The organism is Pseudomonas extremorientalis (genome assembly GCF_024584605.1).
GTDB classification, from domain to species: domain Bacteria; phylum Pseudomonadota; class Gammaproteobacteria; order Pseudomonadales; family Pseudomonadaceae; genus Aquipseudomonas; species Aquipseudomonas extremorientalis.
The window spans coordinates 3,731,699-3,756,073 of the sequence record NZ_CP089519.1; the positions used below are offsets into that span (position 1 = coordinate 3,731,699).

A 24,375-nucleotide genomic window follows, 5' to 3' on the forward strand; every position below is an offset into this window, starting at 1 on the left:
ACTGTCGGAGGGGGCTTGCCCCCGATGGCAGTGGGTCAGTACTGGATTGGGTGGCTGATACACTGCCATCGGGGGCAAGCCCCCTCCCACATTGGATCGGTGCCCATCCATAGATGGTCATACTCGGAGGGTAGGGTCACAAACCGGACGCAGCAAAATCCGCCCACTAACCTTTCGATTCGATCCAAGTGCGGGCACAATGCGTGTCCTTTTTTGGCAGGCACCGCCGCAGGCTCTCAAAAATGATCAAAACGCCGTACTACCTCATCGATAAACAGAAGCTTCTGGTCAACATGCAGAAGATTGCTTACGTGCGCGAACAGTCCGGCGCCAAGGCCCTGCTGGCGCTCAAGTGCTTTGCGACCTGGTCGGTGTTCGACCTGATGCAGCAATACATGGACGGCACCACCTCGTCGTCGCTGTACGAGTTGAAGCTCGGCCGCCAGAAGTTCGAAGGTGAAGCCCACGCCTACAGCGTGGCCTGGGCCGACGATGAAATCGAAGAGATGCTGGATAACTGCGACAAAATCATCTTCAACTCCATCAGCCAGCTGCAGCGCTTTGCCGAACGCAGCGAAGGCAAGACCCGCGGCCTGCGCGTCAACCCGCAGGTGAGCAGCTCCGACTACCTGCTGGCCGACCCGGCGCGTCCGTTCAGCCGCCTGGGCGAATGGGACCCGGTGAAGATCGAAGGTGTGATCGAGCAGATCTCTGGCTTCATGTTCCACAACAACTGCGAGAACGGCGACTTCAGCCTGTTCGACAAGATGCTCGGCGTCATCGAAGAACGCTTCGGCGCGCTGCTGCACAAGGTTGAGTGGGTCAGCCTCGGCGGCGGCATCCACTTCACCGGTGAAGACTATGCCGTGGACGCGTTCTGCGCCCGCCTGAAGGCATTCTCCGAGAAGTACGGCGTGCAGGTGTACCTGGAACCCGGCGAAGCGGCGATCACCAACAGCGCCTCGTTGGAAGTGACCGTGCTCGACACCCTCTACAACGGCAAGCACCTCGCCGTGGTCGACAGCTCAATCGAAGCCCACCTGCTGGACCTGCTGATCTACCGCCTCAACGCCAAGCTGGCACCAAGCGACGGTGAACACACCTACATGGTGTGCGGCAAATCCTGCCTGGCCGGAGACATCTTCGGCGAGTATCAATTTGATCGTCCGCTGGCCATCGGCGATCGGCTGTCGTTCATCGACACCGCAGGCTACACCATGGTCAAGAAAAACTGGTTCAACGGCCTGAAAATGCCGTCCATCGTAGTGAAACAACTCGACGGTACAGTCGAGATGGTTCGTGAATTTGGTTACGACGACTACCTGTCCAGCCTTTCGTAAGCTGGCGGATAAAGGAGAGATAAAGCAATTGAAAAAGAACGTTCTTATCATTGGTGCAGGAGGTGTCGCCAAGGTGGTGGCCCACAAGTGCGCGCAGCACAACGACGAACTCGGTCGTATTGCTATCGCGTCGCGCAACATCTCCAAATGCCAGGCCATCATCGACAGCGTCAAGGCCAAGGGTAGCCTCAAGGTACCCGCCGATATCCAAGCCTTCGCGCTGAACGCCCTGGACGTGGAAGCGACCAAGGCCCTGATCCGCGAGACCGACTCGCAGATCGTCATCAACGTCGGTTCCGCGTTCCTCAACATGTCGGTTTTGCGGGCCTGCATCGACACCGGCGTTGCGTACCTCGACACCGCCATCCACGAAGAGCCGGGCAAGGTCTGCGAGACCCCGCCGTGGTACGGCAACTACGAGTGGAACCACCTGGAAGAGTGCAAACAGAAGAACATCACCGCCATCCTTGGCGTGGGCTTCGACCCGGGTGTCGTCAACGCGTATGCCGCGCTGGCGCAGCAACAGCATTTCGACCGCATTGATTCGATCGACATCCTCGACGTCAATGCCGGCTCCCATGGCAAATATTTCGCCACCAACTTCGACCCGGAAATCAACTTCCGCGAGTTCACCGGACAGGTGTGGAGCTGGCAGAACAGCCAGTGGACCAGCAACACCATGTTCGAAGTCAAACGCACCGATGATCTGCCGGTTGTCGGTTCGCAGAACCTCTACCTCACCGGCCACGATGAAGTGCACTCGCTGTCGAAAAACCTCGACGTGCCCAACGTGCGTTTCTGGATGAGCTTCGGCGAACACTACATCAACGTGTTCACCGTGCTGAAAAACCTCGGCCTGCTTTCCGAAAAACCGGTCACCACCGCCGAAGGCCTGGAAGTCGTGCCGCTGAAACTGGTCAAGGCCGTGCTGCCTGACCCGTCTTCGCTGGCCCCCGGCTACACCGGCAAGACCTGCATCGGCGACCTGGTCAAGGGCACCAAGAACGGCCAGCCCCACGAGATGTTCATCTACAACGTGGCGTGCCATGAAGAAGCCTTTGCCGAGACCGACAGCCAGGGCATCTCCTACACCGCAGGCGTGCCACCAGTGGCCGCTGCACTGCTGGTGGCACGTGGCGAGTGGGATGTGAAGCACATGGCCAACGTCGAGGAACTGCCGGCCGAGCCGTTCCTGAAGGCGCTGGATGTGATGGGGTTGCCGACTCGGATCAAAGACGAGAACGGTGATCGGGCTTGGGATGCGATTGCCTGAATAGGCAGCTGCATGTGGGAGGGGGCTTGCTCCCGATAGCGGTAGACCAGTCACACCTGTGTTGACTGAGACACTGCAATCGGGGGCAAGCCCCCTCCTACATTGGGTTTCAGGGTGTCTGTCATTCCAGGTTACGGGCCGAGTTGCTCAGTGCCCTTGAGCATTGCAGAAGCGCCGGCGCCAACTGTTTCTCCGCATCCGCCCGAGTCCAGCGGCTGGTCGGCGCCACCACATGCACCGCCGCCACCGGTCGACCATTGGCACCCAGCACGGGGGCGCCGATGGTCATGTCGCCCAGGAACAGTTCCTGGCCATTGACCGCATAGCCCTGCTCACGCACCTGCTGCAACGACGCCATGATTTCGTCGACTTCCGTCAGCGTCTGGCTGGTGTGGGCAATACGCTGACTGTTCTCGATCAACACCAGCGCTTCCTCCTGCGGCAACGCGCTCAAATACGCCCGCCCCGACGCCGTGCAGTACATCGGCACCCGCGAGCCGATCGGCATGTGCACCGGCACAAAGCCCGCGCTGACGAAACGTGCGATGTAGGTCATGTCGTAGCCCGCAGGCTCGGTGAGGCACGAGGTCTCGCCGGTCAGCCGGGTCAACTCCGACAGAAACGGATTCGCCACCTCGATCAACGAATGCGCATCCAGGTAACTGAAGCCCAACTCCAGCACCCGGGGTGTGAGTTGGTAATGCCGGGTGCGGGAGTGTTTCCGAAGGTAACCCAGGCTTTCGAGGGTAAACACCATGCGCTGGGCCGAGCTTTTGGTCATGCCGGCGGCCTCGGCCACCTCTGCAAGGCTCATGCTGCGGCGCTGTGCACTGAATGCCTTGAGCACCGACAGGCCTTTTTCCAGGGATTGGTTGTGCAGACTGTTGCGTTCTTCGGACATGGCGGACTCGCGGTCAGGTCGATCAGGCGTGGTGATATTTCTACCTCAAATCACAGAAATAGACCACTTAATATCGCATATCGATACGAACAGTTCATTTTGTCGATTTTCTATAGCTATATTCGATTTTAATCAATCGAAATGGCACAGAGCTTGCGATTTCATCGGCAGCCGCTTGCGGTACTGACTATCCGTTTTCCTTCTGGAGTAACCCGATGAACAGTCTTTCGCCCTTGTTTCGCCGCCTCGCCTTCGGTCTTTGCGCCACGCTGTGCGTCACCGCGGTGCACGCAGAAAGTGCGTCCTCGTACAAAGTCGGTGCAACGGCCAGTGGTTCGCCGTTTACCTTCCTCGACATCAAGAGCAACAGCATCCAGGGCGTGATGGTCGATGTGGCCGAGGCCGTGGGCAAGGCCGGCGGTTTTACCAGCCAGATCGAGCAGACCAACTTCGCTGCGCTGATCCCCTCTCTCACCTCCGGCAAGTTGGATTTTATTTCCGCCGGCATGCTCAAGACCGAAGAGCGCACCAAGGTCGTCGACTTCAGCGCCCCAGTGTATGCCTACGGTGAAGGCCTGATCATCAACGCCGACGACAATACCGCCTACCCTGACCTGATGCCGCTGAAGGATCAGGTGGTCGGCGTACAGGCCGGCACCGTCTTCTATGACCAGTTGAACAAGCTCGGCATCTTCAAGGAAATCCGCACCTACGACTCCATCGGCGAGATGGTCCGCGACCTGTCCCTGGGCCGCATCAAGGCCGCCGTGGGTGACCAGCCGGTGGTCGCCTACCAGATCCGCCAGAAGCTGTTCAAAGGCGTGAAACTGGCGCCGGACTACAAGCCCACCAACGTCGGCCAGGTGTGCCTGGTGGTGCGCAAGGGTGACGCGCAAACCCTGGAGCGCCTGAACACCGCAATCGCCAGCATCAAGGCGGACGGCACCCTCGACAACATCCTCAAAAAGTGGGGCCTGGATACCCAGGTGCGCCCATGAACCCGGCGGAGTTCCTGCAAAACGCCCAGGACTTTTTGCCGATTCTGCTGCAAGGCGCGTGGGTGACGATCCAGATCACCGTGCTGTCGTTCCTGCTCAGCAGTGCCATCGGCCTGGTGCTGGCGTTGCTCAAGCTGTCGCCGATCCGTGCGCTGTCGTGGGCGGCGAGCACCATCATCAATGTGATCCGTGGGCTGCCGATCATCGTGCAGTTGTTCTACATCTACTTCGTGCTACCGGACATGGGCGTGCACCTCACCGCGTTCTACGCGGGCGTGATCGGCATGGGCATCGCCTACTCGGCGTACCAGGCCGAGAACTTCCGCACGGGCATCATTGCCGTCGAACAGGGCCAGCGTGAAGCCGCCGAAGCACTGGGCATGCGCTCGGCGCTGATGATGCGCCGGGTGATCCTGCCGCAAGCGTTTCGCATCGCCCTGCCGCCGTACGGCAACACGTTGGTAATGATGCTCAAGGACTCGTCGCTGGTGTCCACCATCACCGTCGCGGAGATGACCCGCCAGGGCCAACTGATCGCCTCGTCGACCTTCCAGAACATGACCGTCTACACCCTGGTCGCCCTGCTCTACCTGCTGATGAGCCTGCCGCTGGTGTACGGCCTGCGCCGCATGGAACAACACCTGGGCCGGAGGAAAAAAGCATGATCGAGATTCGCCAACTGCAAAAACATTACGGCAGCCACCGCGTGCTGCACGGCGTAGACCTCGACGTGGCCAAGGGCGAAGTGGTGTGCCTGATCGGGCCGTCGGGCTCGGGCAAATCCACTTTGCTGCGCTGCATCAACGCGCTGGAAGCCTATGACGGCGGGCACATCAACGTGTTCGGCGAAACCGTGCAGCGCGGCAGCAAGAGCGTGCACGCCCTGCGCAGCCGCATGGGCATGGTGTTCCAGCGCTTCAACCTGTTCCCCCATCGCACCGTGCTGGAGAACGTGATGGAAGGCCCGGTGTACGTCAAAGGCGAGCCGCCCAGGCAGGCTCGCGAAGAAGCCCTGGTGCTGCTGGAAAAAGTCGGCCTGAGCGCCAAGGCCGAGGCCTACCCGGAGCAGCTCTCCGGCGGCCAGCAACAACGCGTGGCCATCGCCCGTGCCCTGGCGATGAAACCCGAAGCCATGCTGTTCGATGAGCCCACCTCGGCCCTCGACCCGGAACTGGTCGGTGATGTGCTGGCGGTGATGCGCACCCTGGCCGATGAGGGCATGACCATGATCGTCGTCACTCACGAAATGGGCTTTGCCCGCGAAGTGGCCGACCGTGTGTGCTTCCTGCATGGCGGCTACATCGTCGAAAGCGGGCCCGCCGAACAGGTGCTGGGCAACCCGCAGCATGCGCGGACCCAGGACTTCCTGCGGCGCGTGCTGCACCCCACCGGCAACACGCGGAGCCTGTCATGAAGACTTTGTGGTCAGCCACGGCTCCATCTGTCGTGCCGACGCCTGCCTTGAGCGAGTCGGTGAAGGTGGACGTGGCGATTGTCGGCGCGGGGTATACCGGCTTGTCGACGGCGCTGCATTTGGCCGAGCGCGGCGTCAGCGTGTGCGTACTGGAGGCCAACGAGCCGGGCTGGGGTGCGTCCGGACGCAACGGCGGACAGGTCAACCCGACGCTCAAATACGATCCGCAGCAACTGGTGCGGATGTACGGAGCGGAGCGCGCCGAACCGTTGATCTCGACTGTATCGAACTCGGCCGACCTGGTGTTCAAGCTGATCGAAAAACACGGCATCGATTGCGCGCCGGTACGCAAGGGCTGGATGCAGGTGTCGTACAGCGAAAAAGGCGTCGCCGGGTTGCACGCACGGGCAGATCAATGGGCCAGGCGCGGTGTACCGGTGCAGCGCCTGGATGCCGCAGCGGTGGCTTCGCGCATGGGCAGTGAGGCGTTTGCCGGTGGCTGGCTGGACGGTCGCGCCGGGGCGATTCAGCCGTTGGCGTATGCCCGTGGGCTGGTGGGCGCGGCGTTGGCGGCGGGTGTGCGGATCCATGGGCAGAGCGCGGTGACCGGGTTGCAGCGCCAGGGTTGCGGCTGGCAATTGCAGACGGCTGGCGGTGCGCAGGTCACGGCCGATCAAGTGGTGTTGGCCACCAACGGCTACAGCGGCAACCTGTGGCCGGGCATGGCGCAGAGCATCCTGGCGGCGAACAGTTTTATCGTCGCCACCAAACCCTTGAGCGGGCGAGCGGCGGACAGCATCTTGCCGGGGCAGGAAACCGTCTCCACCGCACAACGGCTGCTGCTGTACTTTCGCAAAGACAGCCATGGCCGCTTGCTGATGGGCGGACGCGGGCTGTTCAACGACCCCACGTCACCCACGGATTTCGCCCACCTGGAACGCTCGCTGGCGCTGCTGTTTCCGCAATTGGGGCCACTGGAATTCGAATATCGCTGGGCGGGCCGTATTGCGATCACGCGGGATTTCATGCCCCATGTGCACCAGCCCGCACCGGGGCTGACATTGGCACTGGGTTGTAATGGCCGTGGGATTGCACTGTGTACCAGCCTGGGGCAGCAATTGGCGGGGCGGTTGTGCGACAGCACCGCGGAGTTCGCCTATCCGGTAACACCGTTGCAGCGCTTGCCGATGCATGGGTTGCAGCGGTTTTACATTGGCGCGGGAGTGGCGTGGTACAGCTTGCTGGATCGGCTCAATTGGAGCTGAACAGAGCCCTCACTCACACCACTCCCCATGTGGGAGTGGGCTTGCCCGCGATGGCGATGTGTCAGCCACTGGATGTGCTGGCTGATGTACCGCCATCGCAGGCAAGCCAGGTCCCACACTGGTTCTCATTTTCCGGGAGACCCTATTACACCCGTAAAGCGATCAATACTCTCAATCGCCAACGGCGATCGCTCCCATGAACGGGGCGCGCCCTCAAAACACCGACCACCCAATCCGCTCACTCAACAATTCCAACGCCTTCATCCCCGCCAGCGAGTTCCCCGCCGTATTCAACTCCGGCGACCACACGCACACCGTAAACTGCCCCGGCACCACCGCGACAATCCCGCCCCCTACCCCGCTCTTGCCCGGCAAGCCCACGCGATAGGCAAAATTGCCTGCCTCGTCGTACAGCCCGCTGGTGGCCATGATCGAGTTGACCTGCTTGGTCTGGCGCGCCGTTAAAATCTGTTCGCCGCTGTGGGCACTCGTGCCTTCGTTGGCCAGGAAGCTGAATGCCTTGGCCAAGTCCAGGCAGCTCATCTGCAAGGCGCAGTAGTTGAAATAGCTGTGCAGCACCGCGTCCACGTCGTTGTGGAAGTTGCCAAAGGATTTCATCAGGTAGGCCATGGCGGCGTTGCGGGCACCGTGCTGGGCCTCGGATTCGGCGACGACGCTGTTGACCAGGATCTGCGGGTTGCCCGACAGGCGCCGCACGAAATCGCGCATCGACAAGATCGGCACGGCGAAGCGCGATTGGTTGATGTCGCAGATCACCAGCGCACCGGCGTTGATGAACGGATTACGCGGGCGGCCACGTTCGAATTCCAGCTGCACCATGGAGTTGAACGGCTGCCCGGAAGGCTCATGGCCCAGGCGTTCCCAGATGGTTTCGCCACCATGGTCGATGGCCTGCACCAGGCTGAACACCTTGGAAATGCTCTGCACCGAGAACAGCGTGTCGGCGTCACCGGCGCAATAGGCCGAGCCGTCGTTGCCATACACGGCGATGCCCAATTGGTTGGCAGGCACATCGGCCAATGCCGGGATGTAATCGGCGACTTTGCCGAGGCCGATCAGGGGGCGCACTTCGTCGAGGATCGACTCCAGCAGCGCCTGCATGTCTTGTCCAGTCATCTGTCTTTGAATCGGTGGTAAGCGGGGCGCGGAGGATACCTGAAACACGCAGGTCAAGCTTCATCAGGGGCGCTTCGCACCCCAACGCGGGACAAGCCCGCTCGCCACAGAGGGAGTGGGGACTCCCTCGCCGCAGCTCAATGTTGCGTGCGCTCAAAAGTGCGCCACATCCGACACCCGCTCATCCAGCACATCCCGCGCCAGTGCCCAGGCCCGGTCACGGGATTCCACCACCAGCAACGGATAACCCCAGGCCTTGCCGAACATCGCGGCAAACGGCTTGAGCGCCAGGCGCTGCGCGGCACTGGGCTCGACCTGGATCATGCCTTTGACGTAGGTATGCAGCGCCTGTTTGTTTTTCTTCATCCAGATCGACGCTTGCTTGCGCTCCTCATGGGAGTGTTCGTGATTGTTCTCGTCCACGGATTTTTCGTGCAGCAGCAGGAACGGTTGCTGGCGGGCCAGCAGGCTTTCGAACACGGCGAAGGCATCCTCCGGCCCACCTTCATTGGGCGCATCAAAGACGATTTTCACCACCGGGAATGTTGAACTGTCGAGTCGCATGGCCGAGCTCCTTGTTGAGAATTGATCTCACTATAGGGCTCAAGCCGCTGGACGGCATTGCACAGAATAGCCAGACTGTTTCGCAATTCAGCCAACCTGCGATCCCTTGTCATGAAACACCATCGCCTGGAAATGCACGATCCGTCACTGTCCAGAGACGCCGACGTATTCCCCCGCGCCGTAGTGGCCGTAGGGGCCACCGCCACGTCGGATACCTGGGAACATACCCAGCATGCCCATCGCAAAGGCCAACTGATGTACACCTTGCGCGGGGTCATCCATTGCGAGATTGAGGCCGGTATCTGGATCGTGCCGCCGCAATGCGCGCTGTGGATTCCCGGCGGAACGCCTCACGCGGCACGGGGGGCCGGCGCTGCGGAAGTCTATTGCCTGCTGATCGACCCCGATGCCGCCTGCGCCCTGCCCCGGCAATGCTGCACACTGGCGGTGTCGGCCCTGTTGCATGAGCTGATCAGCAAGGCGGTGAGTTTCCCGCAACTGTATGACGAGCACGGCGCCCAGGGCCGTTTGATCAGTACCTTGCTGGATGAATTGGCCGTCGCGCCTGTTGAAGCCCTGCACCTGCCCATGCCACAAGATCCGCGCCTGCGTCGCCTGGCCGACAGCCTGCTGGCTGAACCGGCGGACAAGTCCACCCTCGGTCAATGGGCGGTGCGCATCGGCATGAGCGAACGCAGCATGACGCGTCTGCTGCTGGAGGAACTGGGCCTGAGTTTTGGCCGTTGGCGCCGGCAGTTGCATGTAATCCTGTCGCTGCAACGCCTGGCCAGGGGTGAGAGCGTGCAACGCGTGGCCCTGGACCTGGGCTATGAGAACGCCAGCGGTTTTATCACCATGTTCCGCAAGACGGTAGGCCAGCCGCCGGCGCGTTACCTGGCGGACCGCGCCGGGGCGTTGAGCTCGCTGGCCCCGGCGACGATTGCGCTGAACTGAAGGGGCGGCTACCCGGATCTGCAGGCCTGCTCGCCACACAGTCAACTGTCCAGATCAGCCAAGCCCAAATGCTCACGCAACGTCGCCCCTTCATACGCGGTGCGGAACAGCCCCTTGCGCTGCAAATGCGGAATCACGCTCTCGACAAATTCAGTAAACGAGCCCGGCAGATACCCTGGCGAAATCACAAACCCATCGCAACCGCCCTGCTCGAACAGCTCGGCCAACTGGTCGGCAATCTGCGCGCCGGTGCCCACCAGCTGCGGAACACGTACGCTGCTGGCGAAGATGCGTCCGAGCTCCTCCAGGGTGGTTTGCGGGCCCTGCATCAACAGCTTTTCAGCCGCCGCCGGGTGGATCAGCGGCGACTGGGCGATCTCGGCCAGCGTCGCCGAAAGCGGGAATGGCGACAGGTCCACATTCAACTGCGAGGCCAGTGTCACCAGCCCCAGTTCCGGACGGGCCAGCGCATTGTGCCGATCGCGCTTGGCGCGGGCCTCGGCCTCGCTGCCCCCCATGAACGGCATCACCGCCGTCAGCACTTTGCAGCTGTCGGCGTCGCGCCCCTGCTGCACCACCTGGGCACGCACGTCATCGCGGAATGCACGCATGGCCGCCAAGTGCGGATGGATAGTGAAGATCGCCTCGGCCCAACGCGCACCGAAGCGCCGACCACGCCCGGAAGAACCAGCCTGGATCAGTACCGGTCGGCCCTGGGGCGTGCGCGGGATATTCAGCGGGCCTTCGACCCTGAACCACTCGCCCTGGTGCTGCACCGAACGGATCAATCCAGGGTCTGCCAGCACGCCGCTTTCGCGGTTCAGTTTCAGCGCGTCCTTGCCCCAGCTGTTCCACAGTTTCAGCGCAACTTCAACAAACTCATCGGCGCGGTCGTAGCGCAGGTCGTGCTCCAGGTGCTTGTCCTTGCCGAACAGGCGACCCTCGCTGTCGTTCATCGAGGTGACGATGTTCCACGCCGCGCGGCCCCTGGACAGGTGGTCGAGGGTGGCGAATTCACGGGCGATGTGCGCCGGTTCGTAATAGGTGGTGGACCGCGTTGCGCCCAGGCCCAGCCTGCTGGTCTTGCCGACCAGGTAAGACAGGATCGGCAACGGGTCCAGACGCGTGGCGTCCTGAGCGCCGTAGCGCAAGGCCAACTCGCGCGAGCCGCCCATCTGGTCGCCCACGGCCAGGCGGTCGGCGAAGAACAGGAAGTCGAACAGCCCCTCTTCCACCACCTTGGCGACCCGCGCGTAGTACTCCGGGTCGAGGTAATTGCCGACGGTTTCAGGATGGCGCCACACCGCGTGGCTGTGCACCACGGGCCCACTCAACAGGAACGCGGATAAATGGATCTGGCGGCTCATGGCTTGGGCGTCCACACGGTGATGGCGCTGACCTGCAACGGCTTGGGGATCAGCTTGGCGGCGTAATAGGTGTCGGCGATGCGCTGTTGCTCGGCGAGGTTGTCCAGCTTGACCGGGATGATGTCGTAGCTGCGGCGGCTATTGGCGCGCTCGACCGTGGCCGGGGCGATATTGCCCCACAGCGGGCCAAGGATGGCGGCGGCTTCCTTGGGATGGGCCTTCACCCATTGGCCGGTCTCGCGCAGGGTGTCGAAGGTCACCTGCAACACGTCCGGGTGGGCCTTGGCGAACGTCGTCGTCGCCAGATAGAAACGGTTGTAGTCGGCCAGGCCGTCCTTGCCGTCGGCGATTACACGCACATGGTGATCCAACTGTTGGGTGGCGAAGAACGGGTCCCAGATCACCCACGCGTCGACACTGCCATTAGCGAAGGCCGCGCCGCCATCCGGGGCTTCCAGGTAACGCGGGGTGATATCGGCCAAGGTCAGGCCGGCCTTTTTCAGGGCTGAGATCAGCAGGTAGTTGCTGCCCGAGCCCTTGGACACGGCAACCGTCTTGCCCTTGAGGTCGGCGATGCTGTGGATCGGCGACGTGTCCTGGACGATGATCGCCTGGGCGCCGGGCGATGCGTTTTCCTGGGCGTAATAGGTCAGCGGCGCATCGGCGGCCTGGGTAAACAGCGCGAAAGCGTCAGCCACATCGGCGTGCAGGTCGACGCTGCCGGCATTCAGCGAGCTGAGCAGGCCGGTGCTGAATTCATGCCAGTTCACCGTGAATCCCAGGGGCTTGAGGCGCTGTTCCAACTGGCCATTTTGCTTGAGCAGGATCCACAGGGTGGATGAGCGCTGGTAGCTGATGTCCAGGGTTTGCTCGGCCTGGGCCGCCGTGGCGGCGAACAGCAGGCTGGCGGCGACGATTAGTTTTTTGAACGTCATGGGAGGCCTTGGCGAGGAAGAAATGAAGGGCGCTGCTTATGCCAAAAAACCGCGTCAGGCCTGGCAATAAAGCTTGTTCGATTATATTAACGATGAGCAATGATGAAAGAATCTTATAATTCTATGGTTATGCCCAATTCATAGGCGGCAGGGAAAAGCGTCCTAAGCTCAGATCGAAAGAGTATTTAACGAATAGTTTTTAGAACTTTAAGCTCAGGCCTATTTCGTCACAGATCGAGCTCGCCATGTCCCTACGTCACCCCTTCGCCGCACTCCTCGGCTTGCTGGCTCTGTCCGTCGCCATCAGCGCGCAGGCCCAGGAAACCGTACGCATCGGTTACCAGAAGTCCTCGACCCTGATCACCTTGCTGAAAACCCAGGGCACCCTGGAAAAAGCCCTCAAGGCCGACAACATCGACGTGAGCTGGCACGAGTTCCCCAGCGGCCTGCCGCTGCTCGAAGCACTGAACGTGGGCAATGTGGATATCAGCGCCGACGTGGCCGACACCGTGCCGATCTTCGCCCAGGCGGCCCAGGCCAAACTCACCTATTTCGCCCAGGAAGCGCCCTCGCCCGCGGCCCAGGCCATCGTGGTACGCAAGGACTCGCCGATCCAGAACCTGGCGGACCTCAAGGGCAAGAAGATCGCCGTGACCAAGGCCGCTGGCACCCACTACTTGCTGATCGCCGCACTGGCCAAGGCGGGGCTGGCCTTTTCGGATATCGAACCGGCCTACCTGTCACCCGCCGACGGTCGCGCGGCGTTCGAGAACAACAAGGTGGACGCCTGGGTTACCTGGGAACCCTTCCTGACCAGCGTGCAGCGCCAATTGCCCACACGCACCCTGGCGGACGGCGCAGGGCTGGCCAGCTACAAGCGTTACTACCTGACCGGTACACCGTACGCCAAGGCGCACCCGGAAGTATTGAGGGTGGTGTACGAGCAGTTGGAAAAAGCCGGGCAGTGGGTGAAAACCCACCCCCAGGATGCGGCCAAGGTGCTGGGGCCGTTGTGGGGCAACCTGGATGTAGCGACGGTTGAAGCAGCCAATGCGCACCGCAGCTACCTGGTGCAACCGGTGACGCTCGATCAGTTGGGCGAACAGCAAAAAATCGCCGATGCGTTCTTCAAGGCGGGGTTATTGCCCAAGGCGGTGGATGCCAAGGATGTACAGACCTGGAAGCCTTGAGGGCGTAACAGGGAGTACTGCAACTGTGGCGAGCGGGCTTGCCCCGCGTTGGGTTGCGAAGCGACCCTGGAAGGAGGAATGCGGTGAGTCAGGCACTCTTCGGCCGCTGGTGTGGGGGCTGCTTCGCAGCCCGACGCGGGGCAAGCCCGCTCGCCACAGATTTGGATCACGATGGTCACAACAGGGTGCGGGCCAGGGCCTTTTTCCATTCGCTGTAACGCCCCTCCATCGCGGGATCATCCTGCGGCTCAAACCGCTCCCGCTGCCGCTCCAGCGCCTCCAGCGCTGCATCACTCGCCCACACCCCCGACGCCCTCCCCGCCAGGTGCGCCGCGCCCAGTGCCGAGACTTCGGGTGACAGGCTGCGCACCACCGGGCGTTGCAGCAGGTTGGCCAGGAACTGCATCAGCCAACGGTTGCGCGTGGCGCCGCCGTCCACCCACAGCTCTTTCAACGGGCTGCCGATGTCCTGCTGCATGGCCTCGAACACATCGCGGATCTGATAACCGATGGACTCCAGCGACGCCCGCAGGATATGCGCACCAGAGGTGGCCTCGGTCAGCCCACAGATCAGGCCCCGTGCATCGGCCTTCCAGTGGGGCGCGCCCAGCCCGGACAACGCCGGCACGAAATACACGCCGCCGTTATCCGACAGTTGCGCCGCCTGTTCGGTGAGGGCATCGAGGGATTCCCCCGCCACCAGGCGCGAGGCCCACTGCACGGCGGCGCCCGTATGGACGATGTTGCCTTCCATGCCGAACGTCGGTTGACCACCGTCGTGCCAGGCCAGGGTGGTGGACAAGCCGTGAGTCGAGGCAATCGGGCCGCCCATGGGCGTCATCAACGACGACCCGGTGCCCAGTGTCGCTTTCACCAGCCCCGGCGCAAAGCCGCCCTGCCCGTACAGCGCAGCGTGGGAGTCGCCAATCATCGACATTACCGGGATGCCGGCGGGCAACCCGCCCGCCGCAACGGTTTCGGCAAAAAAGCCTGCACTGGGCTGGATGGGGGCCAATGCGGCCAATGGAATCTTGAACAGCGCCAGCAGCGCCGGGTCCCAGGCACAGGTGTGCAGGTTGAACAGTTGCGTGCGGGCGGCATTCGAGTAGTCGGTGGCGAACACCTGGCCGCCGCTGAGTTTCCACAGCAACCAGCTGTCCACCGTGCCCAGGCAGATATCACCGGCAGCGGCGCGTGCGTGGCCATCCTCAAGGTGGTCGAGAATCCAGCGGAACTTGCCGGCCGAGAACATCGGGTCCAAGGCCAACCCGGTTTTTTCCAGGATCAGCGCTTCATGCCCCTGCTCATGCAACTGGGCACACAACGCGGTGGAGCGCCGGCATTGCCAACTGATGCACGGCGACAGCGCTTCGCCGGTATGCCGGTCCCAGGCCACCACCGATTCTCGCTGGTTGCTGATGGCCAGCGCGGTGATCGGCCGGTCCACCTGGGCCAGGCACTCCTCAATGGCGGCCAGGGTGCTGTGCCAGATCAGCAGCGGGTCCTGCTCGGAAAACCCCGGCTGCGGATGGGTAATGCTCAGCGGCCGCGAGCCCCGCGCAATCACCTGTCCGCGCTCGTTGACCAGCACCGCCTTGGCGTTGCTGGTGCCTTCATCTATCGCCAGGATCAGCGGCGTATTGTCTGTCATCGCATTCACCGCAACCGAGTGGCAGCCGCCACAATCCCAGCCGCGTCGATGTTATGCAAGGCGCGGGTCGGTTCGCGAGCGCCGGCGGCGGCATATTCACCATCGCCGATGCCCAGGCGCACCAGGGCAATCCCCAGCCCGGCTTCGGCCAGCACTTCGGCCACCAGGCTGCCCACGCCACCGTTGATGTTGTGCTCTTCAACCGTGATGACCGCCCGCGTGCCACGCAGGGCGCTGAGCAACACGTCACGCTGCAATGGCCGGATCGACGACAGGTTGATCACCTGCGCCTGGATGCCCTGCTCCGCCAGCACCCGTGCCGCATCCAGCGCTTCATGCACCACCGAGCCCAGGGCGACGATGCTCACGTCCGCGCCCTGGCGCAGGATATCCACCTGCCCTGGGGCAAATTGATAGTCGCCCGTGTGCAGGTCCGGCAACGCTTTGCCGTCGAGCCGGATATACACCGGGCCGTGGTAGCGCAGCGCGTAGTCGACGATCTGCCGGCATTCAAGCGCGTCGGCCGGAGCAAAGATCTGCACGTTGCCAAAGCCGCGCATTACCGAAATATCGTCGAGGCTGTGGTGCGTGCTGGCCAACGGGCCGTAACTGGCACCGGCATTCAGGCCGAACATCTTCACGTTGGCCTGGTTGTAGCAGACGTCGACTTTGATCTGCTCATTGGCCCGCGAAATCAGGAATGGCGCTGCGTTGCAGGTCGCAGCGATCTTGCCGCCCAAGGCCAGGCCCGCCGCGACGCTGACCAGCGACTGCTCGGCAATCCCCACATTGATCAGACGCTCGGGAAAGCGCTGCACAAACGGCCCGATCTTGGCCGTGGAGGTGGAATCGCTGACCACCGGCACCACGTCCAGCCCGGCATCGACGGCGGCAATAAAGGCTTCCACCATGACGCTCGCCAGATGTTCACTCGCCATGATTCAACTCCTCCAGTGCCGCGTTGATTTCATCACCCTTGGGCACGCGGTGGTGCCATTCGGGACGGGCTTCGATAAACGACACGCCCTTGCCTTTGATGGTGTGGGCGATCAGCACCTGGGGCGCGCCGGTCTTGGCCTGCATGCTTTCCAGGGCTTCGATCAACTGGTCCGCATCGTTGCCGTCGCACTCGCTGACACGAAAACCGAAGGCCGCCCATTTCACGTCCAGCGGGTCCAGCGGCATGATGTCCGCCGTCAGGCCCGCCAGTTGCAGCTTGTTCTTGTCGACGATCACGAACAGGTTATCCAGGCCGTATTTGGCCGCCGCCATCGCCGCTTCCCAGTTGGAGCCTTCAGCCAATTCACCGTCGCCGGTCAGCACATAGATGCGTTTTTTGCTGCCGGACATCTTCGCCGCCAGCGCCAGCCCCACCGCCACCGGCAGGCCGTGGCCGAGGGCGCCGGTGTTCAGTTCGATGCCAGGGGTTTTCTGTCGCACCGGGTGACCCGGCAGGTGGGAGTTGAAGTGCTGGTAGGTGGGCAGCCAGTCGACGGGGATGTAGCCCGCCTGCGCCAGGCAGCAATACAAACCACCGACACCGTGGCCCTTGCTCTGGATATAGATATCGCGCTCAGGGTCTTCAGTGCGTTCCGGCCCGGTATTGAGAATGCGGAAATACAGGGTGGCAAGAATATCGGTTTCCGAGAGATCGGCCCCGGTGTGGCCGCCGGCCGGTGAGTCGGCATTCAGGCGGATCACATGGCGCCGGATCAGGCGGGCCTGTTCTTTGATCTGGTGGGCGTCGTACTGGAAGGCATTCATGCAGCGGCTCCTTTGAGGCTGACCACGCGGGGTAAAAGTGTGCAAAGCTGTATTTGAATATTTATTCAGCAGTGACAATATATTTCTATTTAGACGCCGAACGCTCGACAGGTCAAGTGAATGACCGGTGGAAAAATGAAATAAAACCTGGAAATGTCCCTCGGACAAACGGCCGAAATCCCACACGCGCGTATCTATCCCGTGGCTTTGCGCCGGATGAAAGTCGCGATCCAGAGGCCTGTTGGAAAAATTAAGCGCTTGACATTGCCACGGTGGCACTGGAATCTGAATTAACAGTCAAGCACGCATAAATATTCAGCGCACTTGAAAGCACTCCAAAAAAAATAAATCAGGAGAACACTGTGGACGCCAAAGCTACTGTCCAGCACCCGGCCGAACTCAAGCCGCCCCACCGCCCCCGGTTGGTGAAACTGCTTCCCAGCAATATCGGCGGCCCGCTGATCGGCCTGGTGTTGCTGGTGCTGGTCTTCTCCTTCAGTTCCGAATTCTTCTTCTCGCTGCGCAATGGCCTGAACATTCTTGATCAGGTCACGGTGCTGGGCATCCTCGCAATTGGCATGACCGCCGTGATCGTGATCGGCGGCATCGACCTGTCGGTGGGGTCGGTGCTGGCCTTCTCGATGATGATGCTCGGCTGGCTGTACCAGGACCAGGCGTTGCCACTGGGGTTTGCGATCCCGATCTCGATAGCCAGCGGCATGCTCGCCGGGCTGGTGTCCGGCGCCTTGATCACCTATGCCAAGCTGCCGCCGTTCATTGCCACGCTGACCATGATGTCGGTGGCCCGTGGCCTGGCGAACATCCTCACCGAAGGCCGGCAGATCGTCGGTTACCCGGACTGGTTCACCAGCCTGGCCACGGTGCGTCACTTCGGCTTTCTCTCGGCAACCGTCGGGCTGTTCCTGGTGATGCTGGTGGTGGCCTGGGTGTTCCTGCGCTTTCGCGCCGGCGGCCGTAACCTGTATGCCATGGGCGGCAGCCCGGAGGTGGCGCGCCTGTCCGGCATCAAGGTGCGGGCGATCACCCTGTGGGTATACGCCATCAGCGGTGCGCTGGCCGGCATCGCCGCCGTGACCCTGGCCGCGCGCCTGGACTCGTCCCAACCCAGCGCCGGCCTGAGCCTGGAACTGGACGCCATCGCCGCCGTAGTAATTGGCGGCGCCAGCCTCAGCGGTGGCGTCGGCAGCATCGGCGGCACCCTGGTCGGTGTGCTGATCATTGGCGTGCTGCGCAATGGTCTCAACCTGCTGGGCGTTTCGCCCTTCATTCAACAAGTGGTGATCGGCGTGGTCATCGCCCTCGCCGTGACCATCGACACCCTGCGACGCCGCTCCAGCACTGCCCGTTAAACCTGTTCGACAGTTGACACCCTCCAACAATAAAACCAGGAGTCACCGACATGTTCAGCCCCAAGAAACTGCTGTTGGCCACCGCCCTCGCGGCTGCCACCCTCACCGCTGCCGGCACCACCTGGGCCAAGGACCTGACCATCGGCCTGGCCGTGGCCAACCTGCAGGCCGACTTCTTCAACCAGATCAAGCAATCGGTGGAAGCCGAGGGCAAGGCCAAGGGCATCAAGGTGATCACCGTGGATGCCCAGGGCAACTCCTCCACCCAGGTCAGCCAGATTGAAGACCTGATCACCCGCCAGATCGATGTGCTGATCTATATCCCTGCTGGTGCCACTGCCGCCGGCGTCCCGGTAAAAGCCGCCAAGGCCGCCGGCATCCCGGTGATCGCCGTGGACCGCAACGCACCCGATGCACCGGGTGACACCTTTATCGCCAGCGACAGCGTGGCCGGGGCCAAGACCCTGGCCGAATACGTCGGCAAGATCACCGATGGCAAGGGCCGCATCGCGATCCTGCAAGGCCAGCTCGGCACCACCCCCGAGAACGATCGCGCCAAGGGCTTCGAAGAAGGCTTGAAAGCTTTCCCGGACCTCAAGGTCGTCGCCCAGCAACCCGCCGAGTGGGCCCAGGACAAAGGCTTCGCCGTGGCCCAGGACCTGCTCCAGCGTGACCCGAACATCACCGTGTTCTTCGGCCGTGCCGATGCCATGGCCTTGGGCGCTGCCCAGGCGGTGAAGGTCGGCAACCTCGACCACAAGGTCGTGGTGGTCGGTTTCGACGGTGACGTCGCCGGGCTCAAGGCCGTGGAAAGTGGCGTGCTGAATGCAACCATGACCCAGCAGACCCAGAAGATGGGCCGCCTGGCCGTGGCATCGGCCATCGACCTGAAAGCCGGCAAGGCCGTGCCCAAGGAGCAACTGTTGCCCACTGTGCTGACCACCAAAGAAAACGTCGCGCCGTTCCTGCAACAGCACCCGTAAGCCTTGGAGGTCGTCATGCAAGCAGCAGCCCTGGACACCGCCCACGCCGACGCGGTGCTGTGCCTGCGCAATATCAGCAAGGCCTATGGGCCGGTGCAGGTACTGTCGCAGGTCAATGTGGACATCCGCCCCGGCGAAGTGCTGGCCCTGCTCGGTGAGAACGGTGCGGGCAAGTCGACCTTGTCGTCGATCATCGCCGGGCTGGTACAGCCTGAAGCCGGGGGCAGCATGACCTGGCGCGGCGCGCCTTACGCACCCGCGTCGCCAGGTGCGGCGCTGGGCGCCGGGATCGGTCTGATCCACCAGGAAATCCGCCTGCTGCCGCAATTGTCGATCGCCGAGAATATCTTCGTCGGTCGCCTGCCCATGCGTCATGGGCGGGTGGACCGCGCGTACATGGAGGCCCAGGCGCAGATCCAGCTGGAGCGCCTGGGGCTCAAAGTGCCGGCATCGCGCAAGGTCGAAGGCCTGAGCGTGGCGGCCCAGCAATTGGTGGAAATCGCCAAGGCGCTGACCCTGAAGGCCAGCCTGTTGATTCTGGATGAACCCACTGCGGCATTGGGCGGCGAAGAAACCGAGTTGCTGTTCAAACAGGTGGAACGGCTCAAGGCCGAGGGCGTGTCGTTTATCTATATCAGCCACCGCCTGGAAGAAATCGCACGCATCGCCGACCGTGTGCTGGTACTGCGCGACGGGCGCCAGATCGCCTTGCACGCCACCGCCCAGGTGCCGGTACGCGAGCTGGTGGAACAGATGGTCGGGCGCAGCCTGGAGCGGATTTTCCCCGCCCTTCAAGCGCCACAGGATCGCGTGATGTTGCAGGTCAAGGACCTCAGCTGCCGCGAATTTGCCTTGCACGGCATCGATTTCAGCGTGCGCGCCGGCGAAGTGTTCGGCATTGCCGGCGTGGTCGGCGCCGGGCGGACCGAACTGGTGCGCACTATTGCCGGCGCAGCACAGGATGTCCAAGGCCACCTGATACTCGACGGTGAAGTACGCCAGCTTCGCTCGCCCTTCGAGGCGATCCAGGCCGGCGTGGTGCTGGTGCCCGAGGACCGCAAGCAGCAAGGCGTGGTGGTGGAACACCGCATCGAAGATAACCTGATCTACGGCAACACCGACCTGCTGGACAAGCGCGGCTGGGTATTCCCTGCCCCGCTGCGCGAATTCGCCCGCACGGCGGTGGCCAGGCTGGGGGTCAAAGGTGCGCCGCAGTCGCGCATCTCCAGTTTGTCCGGCGGTAACCAGCAGAAGGTGATCATCGCCAAATGGCTGGCGCGCAACCCCAAGGTCTTCATCCTGGATGAACCGACCCGCGGCATCGACGTGGGTGCGCGGGCGGCCATCTATGAAGTGATCGCGGACCTGGCGGCCAAAGGCATGGCGGTGATGGTGGTGAGCTCGGATCTGGATGAGGTGCTTGGTTTGTCGCACCGCGTCCTGGTCATGAGCCGGGGCCGGCAGATGGGGATTCTGGAACGTGGCGAGGCCACCCCCGTTTCGGTGATGGAAATGGCGACTGCCTGACCCACAAACAATGAAGATCCAATGTGGGAGGGGGCTTGCCCCCGATAGCAGTGGTTCAATTGAAAAATTTATAACTGATACACCGCCATCGGGGGCAAGCCCCTCCCACAGGGGTCGGCTGTGATTTCAAATAACGGAGTTATCCATGCAGCTTTTTAGTCTTCAAGGCCAAGTGGCCTTTGTCACCGGCGCCGGCAGCGGCATTGGCCAGGCGATTGCCGTGGGGCTGGCCGAGGCCGGCGCGGATGTGGCCTGCTTCGATCTGCCGGGCAGCCCCGGCATCGCCAGCACCGTCGAACGCATCCAGGCCCTGGACCGTCGTGCCCTGGCCTTGAGCGGTACGGTCACCGAGCGCGCCGCACTGGACGCGGCGGTGGCACGCACCGAAGCCGAACTGGGCCAACTGAGCGTCGCGATCAACTGCGCCGGCATCGCCAATGCCCAGGCCGCCGAAGACCTGGACCTGCAACGCTGGCAGACCACCCTGGACATCAACCTCACCGGAATTTTCCTCAGTTGCCAGGCCCAGGCCGCCGTGATGTTGCCCCGTGGCAAGGGCGCCATCGTCAATATCGCCTCGATGTCCGGCAGTATCGTCAACCGTGGCTTGCTGCAAGCGCACTACAACACCTCCAAGGCCGGCGTGATTCACCTGAGCAAGAGCCTGGCGATGGAATGGGCCGACAAGGGCTTGCGGGTCAACTGCATCAGCCCCGGCTACACCGCCACGCCGATGAACTCGCGCCCGGAAGTCGCCGACCAGGTGAAGATCTTTGAACAGACCACGCCCATGGGCCGCATGGCCAGCGTGGAAGAAATGGTCGGCCCGGCGATTTTCCTGGTCAGCCACGCCTCGTCTTTCTGCACCGGTGTCGACCTGTTGGTCGATGGCGGCTTTGTGTGCTGGTAGGAGTTCGTCATGTCCCAACGATTTAGCGGTAAAACTGTGGTCATCACCGGTGCCTGCCGGGGCATCGGCGCCGGCATTGCCGAGCGTTTCGCCCAGGAAGGCGCCAACCTGGTACTGGCTTCCAACGACCTGGAACGCGTGACCTTCACCGCCGACCAACTGGCCCGGGAATACCAGGTCGACACCCTGGCCCTGGCCATCGACGTCACCCGTGAAGACGATATCGAAAAGCTCTACCGCGAAGGCCACGCCCGTTTTGGCAGCATCGACGTGTCGGTGCAGAACGCCGGCATCATCACCATCGACCACTACGACAAGATGCCCCGTGCCGATTTCGACAAGGTGCTGCAGGTGAATACCACCGGCGTGTGGCTCGGCTGCCGGGAGGCCGCCAAGTACATGGTCAAGCAAGGCAGCGGCCGGCTGATCAATACCTCCTCCGGCCAGGGCCGCCAGGGGTTCATCTACACGCCCCACTATGCCGCGAGCAAAATGGGCGTGATCGGCATCACCCAGAGCCTGGCGCTGGAACTGGCGCGGCATGACATCACGGTGAATGCGTTCTGCCCCGGCATCATCGAAAGCGAGATGTGGGACTACAACGACCGGGTGTGGGGCGAGATCCTCAGCACCGACGAGAAGCGCTACGGCAAGGGTGAATTGATGGCCGAATGGGTCAAGAACATCCCCCTGCGCCGCGCCGGCAAACCCTCGGATGTGGCGGGCCTGGTGGCGTTTCTCGCCTCGGACGATGCCGCCTACCTGACCGGCCAGGCGATCAATATCGACGGCGGCCTGATCATGTCGTAAGGGTTTGGTATCCTCACGGCCATTGAGTCATGCCTTTTACTATAAAGAGCCCTGAGGCCTTCATGAGCCAGATCGAAGAACAGCGCCTGATCACCAAGATCGCGAGCCTCTATTACGAAGAAGGGCTCAAGCAGTCCGAGATTTCCGCGCAACTGGACCTGTCCCAATCGTTTATCAGCCGTGCCCTGCGCCGGGCGCTGCAGGAAGGCGTGGTGAAGATCACGGTGATGCGCTTGCAAGGCCTGCACCTGGAACTGGAAACCCAGTTGCAGCGCCGCTACGGCGTGCGCCGGGTGATCGTGGTGGAAGCCACCGAGCCCGGCAATGACGAGAGCATCAAGCAGGCCATCGGTTCGGCCGCCGCCCACTACCTGGAAACCAGCCTGTCGCCCCAGGACCGTATCGGTATCTCGTCGTGGAGCAGCACCATTCGCGCCATGGTCGGCCACTTGCACGCGCAGCCGGGCAAACAGGCCGCCCAGGAAGTGGTGCAACTGTTGGGCGGCGTCGGCCACAAGGGCGCGTTTGAAGCCACTTTGCTGACCCAGCGCCTGGCGACCCTGCTCAACTGCCCGGCGTTTTTGCTGCCCTCGCAAAGCATCGAGCAATCGGTGGAGAGCAAGCAGCGCATCGTGCAGATGGAAGAGGTCAAGGAAGTGCTGCAGCGCTTTGACAGCATCACCCTGGCGATTGTCGGCATCGGCGACCTGGAGCCCTCGCAACTGCTGCGCAACAGCGGCAACTACTACACCGAAGACATGCTGCGCCTGCTCGCCGAACGCGGCGCGGTGGGCGATATCTGCCTGCGTTACTTCGATGCCCAGGGCAAGCCGGTGCTGGAGGAAGATGAAGAATTCGTGGTCTCGGTGGCGCTGCCCAAGCTGCGCGCCATCCACCGGGTGCTCGGCCTGGCCGGTGGATTGAACAAGGTCCAGGCCATTCGCGGCGCGCTCCAGGGCGGCTACCTGGACATCCTGATCACCGACCTGGACACCGCACAGGCCCTCAACCAATAACCGTTTCTGGAGACTGCCGCTCATGACGTCCAAGCTCGAACAACTCAAGCAATTCACCACCGTGGTGTGCGACACCGGCGACCTGGAAGCCATCAGCCGCTTGCGCCCGGTGGACGCCACCACCAACCCGTCGCTGCTGCTCAAGGCCGCTGCCATCCCGGAATATGCCGAGTTGCTGCACAGCGCGGTGGGCCAGTCCAAGGGCGATGTGGACCTGGCGTGTGACCGCTTCGCGGTGGCGGTGGGCTGCGGCATTCTCAAGGTGATTCCGGGGCGCATCTCCACCGAAGTCGATGCGCGCCTGTCCTTCGACCAAGACGCGCTGTGGGCCAAGGCCAACCAGTTGATCGCGCTGTACGACCAGGCCGGCGTCGGCCGCGACCGCGTGCTGATCAAACTGGCCTCCACCTGGGAAGGCATCCGCACCGCCGAGCGCCTGGAAAAGGCCGGGATCCAGACCAACCTGACCCTGCTGTTTTCGTTCGTCCAGGCCGCCGCCTGCGCCGACGCCGGGGTGTTCCTGATTTCACCATTCGTAGGCCGCATCTATGACTGGTACCGCAAGAACACCGGCCTGGACTACACCGGCACCGAGGACCCAGGCGTGCAGTCCGTGACGCGGATCTACAACTACTACAAGGCCAACGCCATCAACACCGTGGTCATGGGCGCCAGCTTCCGCACCCTCAGCCAGATCGAGCAACTGGCGGGCTGCGACCGCCTGACCATCAGTCCCGAGCTGCTGCAAAAGCTCGATGAAGACCAGGGCCTGCTGGAGCGTCGATTGAATCCGGGGGCAGTTGGGGAGCCGCGCCAGACCCTCAACGAAGCGCAGTTCCGCTGGGGCTCCAACGAGGACGCGATGGCCACCGAGAAACTCGCTGAAGGCATTCGCCAGTTTGCCCGCGACCAGGAAAAACTCGAAGCGGTCCTCGCAGCGCTCTGAGCCCTGGACCGTTATGCCGTGCACAACGTCGCCGCCGAGATGATCGGCATGGCGACGCTG

At 62.5% G+C, this 24,375-nt stretch carries 23 protein-coding genes; 15 read left to right on the forward strand and 8 right to left on the reverse strand.

The window, feature by feature from the left end; translation table 11 throughout:
- The first annotated feature begins 242 nt into the window (after positions 1-242).
- Both LUU92_RS16540 and LUU92_RS16545 read left to right on the forward strand, forming a co-directional pair.
- The gene (locus tag LUU92_RS16540; protein ID WP_071491755.1) at positions 243-1,340 is read left to right on the forward strand and encodes a carboxynorspermidine decarboxylase; all 1,098 of its coding nucleotides are present in this window, start codon (positions 243-245) and stop codon (positions 1,338-1,340) included.
- A 28-nt stretch (positions 1,341-1,368) separates the two neighbouring features.
- The gene (locus LUU92_RS16545) at positions 1,369-2,613 is read left to right on the forward strand and encodes a saccharopine dehydrogenase family protein (protein WP_033896713.1); all 1,245 of its coding nucleotides are present in this window, start codon (positions 1,369-1,371) and stop codon (positions 2,611-2,613) included.
- A 121-nt stretch (positions 2,614-2,734) separates the two neighbouring features.
- Here LUU92_RS16545 and LUU92_RS16550 read toward each other — a convergent pair whose 3' ends face one another.
- Positions 2,735-3,514, reverse strand: a complete 780-nt coding sequence (locus LUU92_RS16550; RefSeq protein WP_093512708.1) for an IclR family transcriptional regulator — start codon at positions 3,512-3,514, stop codon at positions 2,735-2,737.
- Between the two features lie 215 nt (positions 3,515-3,729).
- On the opposite strand from LUU92_RS16550, the gene LUU92_RS16555 reads away from it, so the two are divergent.
- Genes LUU92_RS16555 through LUU92_RS16570 form a run of 4 tightly spaced genes read left to right on the forward strand, consistent with a single transcriptional unit; the run spans position 3,730 to position 7,191 of the window.
- On the forward strand, positions 3,730-4,512 hold the full coding sequence (locus LUU92_RS16555) for an ABC transporter substrate-binding protein (protein WP_257102325.1): 783 nt from the start codon (positions 3,730-3,732) through the stop codon (positions 4,510-4,512).
- The gene (locus LUU92_RS16560) at positions 4,509-5,177 is read left to right on the forward strand and encodes an amino acid ABC transporter permease (protein ID WP_016977168.1); all 669 of its coding nucleotides are present in this window, start codon (positions 4,509-4,511) and stop codon (positions 5,175-5,177) included. Before LUU92_RS16555 ends, LUU92_RS16560 begins: the two co-directional genes overlap by 4 nt.
- Positions 5,174-5,926: an amino acid ABC transporter ATP-binding protein gene (locus LUU92_RS16565; protein ID WP_071491759.1), complete on the forward strand. Its 753-nt coding sequence runs from the start codon at positions 5,174-5,176 to the stop codon at positions 5,924-5,926. Before LUU92_RS16560 ends, LUU92_RS16565 begins: the two co-directional genes overlap by 4 nt.
- On the forward strand, positions 5,923-7,191 hold the full coding sequence (locus LUU92_RS16570; RefSeq protein WP_222541589.1) for an NAD(P)/FAD-dependent oxidoreductase: 1,269 nt from the start codon (positions 5,923-5,925) through the stop codon (positions 7,189-7,191). Before LUU92_RS16565 ends, LUU92_RS16570 begins: the two co-directional genes overlap by 4 nt.
- 213 nt (positions 7,192-7,404) lie before the next feature.
- On the opposite strand, the gene glsB is transcribed toward LUU92_RS16570, so the two are convergent.
- Together glsB and LUU92_RS16580 are read right to left on the reverse strand one after the other, a co-directional pair.
- The gene (glsB, locus tag LUU92_RS16575) at positions 7,405-8,313 is read right to left on the reverse strand and encodes a glutaminase B (RefSeq protein ID WP_071491761.1); all 909 of its coding nucleotides are present in this window, start codon (positions 8,311-8,313) and stop codon (positions 7,405-7,407) included.
- Between the two features lie 168 nt (positions 8,314-8,481).
- Complete coding sequence (locus tag LUU92_RS16580) at positions 8,482-8,892, reverse strand: hypothetical protein (protein WP_071491762.1); 411 nt, start codon at positions 8,890-8,892, stop codon at positions 8,482-8,484.
- Positions 8,893-9,003: 111 nt separating this feature from the next.
- Here LUU92_RS16580 and LUU92_RS16585 point away from each other — a divergent pair, with 111 nt between their 5' ends.
- Entirely contained in the window at positions 9,004-9,846 is an 843-nt protein-coding gene (locus LUU92_RS16585; RefSeq protein WP_093512716.1) for an AraC family transcriptional regulator, read from the forward strand.
- Between the two features lie 41 nt (positions 9,847-9,887).
- Here LUU92_RS16585 and LUU92_RS16590 read toward each other — a convergent pair whose 3' ends face one another.
- Together LUU92_RS16590 and LUU92_RS16595 are read right to left on the reverse strand one after the other, a co-directional pair.
- Positions 9,888-11,213 (reverse strand): LLM class flavin-dependent oxidoreductase, encoded by a 1,326-nt coding sequence (locus LUU92_RS16590; RefSeq protein ID WP_257102326.1) that lies wholly within the window; start codon positions 11,211-11,213, stop codon positions 9,888-9,890.
- Positions 11,210-12,148: an aliphatic sulfonate ABC transporter substrate-binding protein gene (locus LUU92_RS16595; RefSeq protein WP_071491765.1), complete on the reverse strand. Its 939-nt coding sequence runs from the start codon at positions 12,146-12,148 to the stop codon at positions 11,210-11,212. The genes LUU92_RS16590 and LUU92_RS16595 overlap by 4 nt, the downstream gene beginning before the upstream one ends.
- A 245-nt stretch (positions 12,149-12,393) precedes the next feature.
- Between LUU92_RS16595 and LUU92_RS16600 the strand changes: the two genes are divergently transcribed.
- Positions 12,394-13,338, forward strand: coding sequence for an aliphatic sulfonate ABC transporter substrate-binding protein (locus LUU92_RS16600; protein WP_071491766.1), 945 nt, complete (start codon positions 12,394-12,396; stop codon positions 13,336-13,338).
- Between the two features lie 175 nt (positions 13,339-13,513).
- Here the strand turns inward: LUU92_RS16600 and LUU92_RS16605 are convergent, their stop codons facing one another.
- The 3 genes from LUU92_RS16605 to LUU92_RS16615 are packed head-to-tail and all read right to left on the reverse strand — an operon-like array spanning position 13,514 to position 16,753.
- Positions 13,514-14,989: an FGGY family carbohydrate kinase gene (locus LUU92_RS16605; RefSeq protein WP_257102327.1), complete on the reverse strand. Its 1,476-nt coding sequence runs from the start codon at positions 14,987-14,989 to the stop codon at positions 13,514-13,516.
- Positions 14,990-14,994: 5 nt separating this feature from the next.
- Positions 14,995-15,927 carry a transketolase family protein gene (locus tag LUU92_RS16610; protein WP_092245224.1) on the reverse strand — a complete coding sequence of 311 codons (933 nt, stop codon included), beginning with the start codon at positions 15,925-15,927 and terminating at the stop codon, positions 14,995-14,997.
- Positions 15,917-16,753, reverse strand: coding sequence for a transketolase (locus LUU92_RS16615; RefSeq protein WP_071491769.1), 837 nt, complete (start codon positions 16,751-16,753; stop codon positions 15,917-15,919). Before LUU92_RS16615 ends, LUU92_RS16610 begins: the two co-directional genes overlap by 11 nt.
- Positions 16,754-17,115: 362 nt before the next feature.
- On the opposite strand from LUU92_RS16615, the gene LUU92_RS16620 reads away from it, so the two are divergent.
- The 7 genes from LUU92_RS16620 (at position 17,116) to tal (ending at position 24,315) form a co-directional block, all read left to right on the forward strand.
- Entirely contained in the window at positions 17,116-18,123 is a 1,008-nt protein-coding gene (locus LUU92_RS16620; RefSeq protein WP_257102328.1) for an ABC transporter permease, read from the forward strand.
- A gap of 50 nt (positions 18,124-18,173) precedes the next feature.
- Complete coding sequence (locus tag LUU92_RS16625; protein WP_248482204.1) at positions 18,174-19,106, forward strand: sugar ABC transporter substrate-binding protein; 933 nt, start codon at positions 18,174-18,176, stop codon at positions 19,104-19,106.
- A gap of 15 nt (positions 19,107-19,121) precedes the next feature.
- The gene (locus tag LUU92_RS16630) at positions 19,122-20,633 is read left to right on the forward strand and encodes a sugar ABC transporter ATP-binding protein (RefSeq protein WP_071491772.1); all 1,512 of its coding nucleotides are present in this window, start codon (positions 19,122-19,124) and stop codon (positions 20,631-20,633) included.
- Between the two features lie 130 nt (positions 20,634-20,763).
- Positions 20,764-21,543: an SDR family oxidoreductase gene (locus LUU92_RS16635; protein ID WP_257103863.1), complete on the forward strand. Its 780-nt coding sequence runs from the start codon at positions 20,764-20,766 to the stop codon at positions 21,541-21,543.
- A 9-nt stretch (positions 21,544-21,552) separates the two neighbouring features.
- Complete coding sequence (locus LUU92_RS16640) at positions 21,553-22,353, forward strand: SDR family oxidoreductase (protein WP_071491774.1); 801 nt, start codon at positions 21,553-21,555, stop codon at positions 22,351-22,353.
- Positions 22,354-22,415: 62 nt separating this feature from the next.
- A complete protein-coding gene (locus LUU92_RS16645; protein WP_071491775.1) occupies positions 22,416-23,369 on the forward strand; it encodes a sugar-binding transcriptional regulator in 954 nt (317 codons plus the stop codon).
- 22 nt (positions 23,370-23,391) lie between these two features.
- Positions 23,392-24,315: a transaldolase gene (gene tal / locus LUU92_RS16650; RefSeq protein WP_257102329.1), complete on the forward strand. Its 924-nt coding sequence runs from the start codon at positions 23,392-23,394 to the stop codon at positions 24,313-24,315.
- Positions 24,316-24,375: the final 60 nt, after the last annotated feature.

Coding starts and splice junctions, on each gene's coding strand:
- LUU92_RS16645 (WP_071491775.1), top strand. CDS start 22,416: ATGAGCCAGATCGAAGAACAGCGCCTGATCACCAAGATCGCGAGCCTC.
- LUU92_RS16640 (WP_071491774.1), top strand. CDS start 21,553: ATGTCCCAACGATTTAGCGGTAAAACTGTGGTCATCACCGGTGCCTGC.
- LUU92_RS16550 (WP_093512708.1), bottom strand. CDS start 3,514: ATGTCCGAAGAACGCAACAGTCTGCACAACCAATCCCTGGAAAAAGGC.
- LUU92_RS16540 (WP_071491755.1), top strand. CDS start 243: ATGATCAAAACGCCGTACTACCTCATCGATAAACAGAAGCTTCTGGTC.
- tal (WP_257102329.1), top strand. CDS start 23,392: ATGACGTCCAAGCTCGAACAACTCAAGCAATTCACCACCGTGGTGTGC.
- LUU92_RS16565 (WP_071491759.1), top strand. CDS start 5,174: ATGATCGAGATTCGCCAACTGCAAAAACATTACGGCAGCCACCGCGTG.
- LUU92_RS16630 (WP_071491772.1), top strand. CDS start 19,122: ATGCAAGCAGCAGCCCTGGACACCGCCCACGCCGACGCGGTGCTGTGC.
- glsB (WP_071491761.1), bottom strand. CDS start 8,313: ATGCAGGCGCTGCTGGAGTCGATCCTCGACGAAGTGCGCCCCCTGATC.
- LUU92_RS16560 (WP_016977168.1), top strand. CDS start 4,509: ATGAACCCGGCGGAGTTCCTGCAAAACGCCCAGGACTTTTTGCCGATT.
- LUU92_RS16595 (WP_071491765.1), bottom strand. CDS start 12,148: ATGACGTTCAAAAAACTAATCGTCGCCGCCAGCCTGCTGTTCGCCGCC.
- LUU92_RS16605 (WP_257102327.1), bottom strand. CDS start 14,989: ATGACAGACAATACGCCGCTGATCCTGGCGATAGATGAAGGCACCAGC.
- LUU92_RS16600 (WP_071491766.1), top strand. CDS start 12,394: ATGTCCCTACGTCACCCCTTCGCCGCACTCCTCGGCTTGCTGGCTCTG.
- LUU92_RS16625 (WP_248482204.1), top strand. CDS start 18,174: ATGTTCAGCCCCAAGAAACTGCTGTTGGCCACCGCCCTCGCGGCTGCC.
- LUU92_RS16570 (WP_222541589.1), top strand. CDS start 5,923: ATGAAGACTTTGTGGTCAGCCACGGCTCCATCTGTCGTGCCGACGCCT.
- LUU92_RS16615 (WP_071491769.1), bottom strand. CDS start 16,753: ATGAATGCCTTCCAGTACGACGCCCACCAGATCAAAGAACAGGCCCGC.
- LUU92_RS16585 (WP_093512716.1), top strand. CDS start 9,004: ATGAAACACCATCGCCTGGAAATGCACGATCCGTCACTGTCCAGAGAC.
- LUU92_RS16580 (WP_071491762.1), bottom strand. CDS start 8,892: ATGCGACTCGACAGTTCAACATTCCCGGTGGTGAAAATCGTCTTTGAT.
- LUU92_RS16555 (WP_257102325.1), top strand. CDS start 3,730: ATGAACAGTCTTTCGCCCTTGTTTCGCCGCCTCGCCTTCGGTCTTTGC.
- LUU92_RS16610 (WP_092245224.1), bottom strand. CDS start 15,927: ATGGCGAGTGAACATCTGGCGAGCGTCATGGTGGAAGCCTTTATTGCC.
- LUU92_RS16590 (WP_257102326.1), bottom strand. CDS start 11,213: ATGAGCCGCCAGATCCATTTATCCGCGTTCCTGTTGAGTGGGCCCGTG.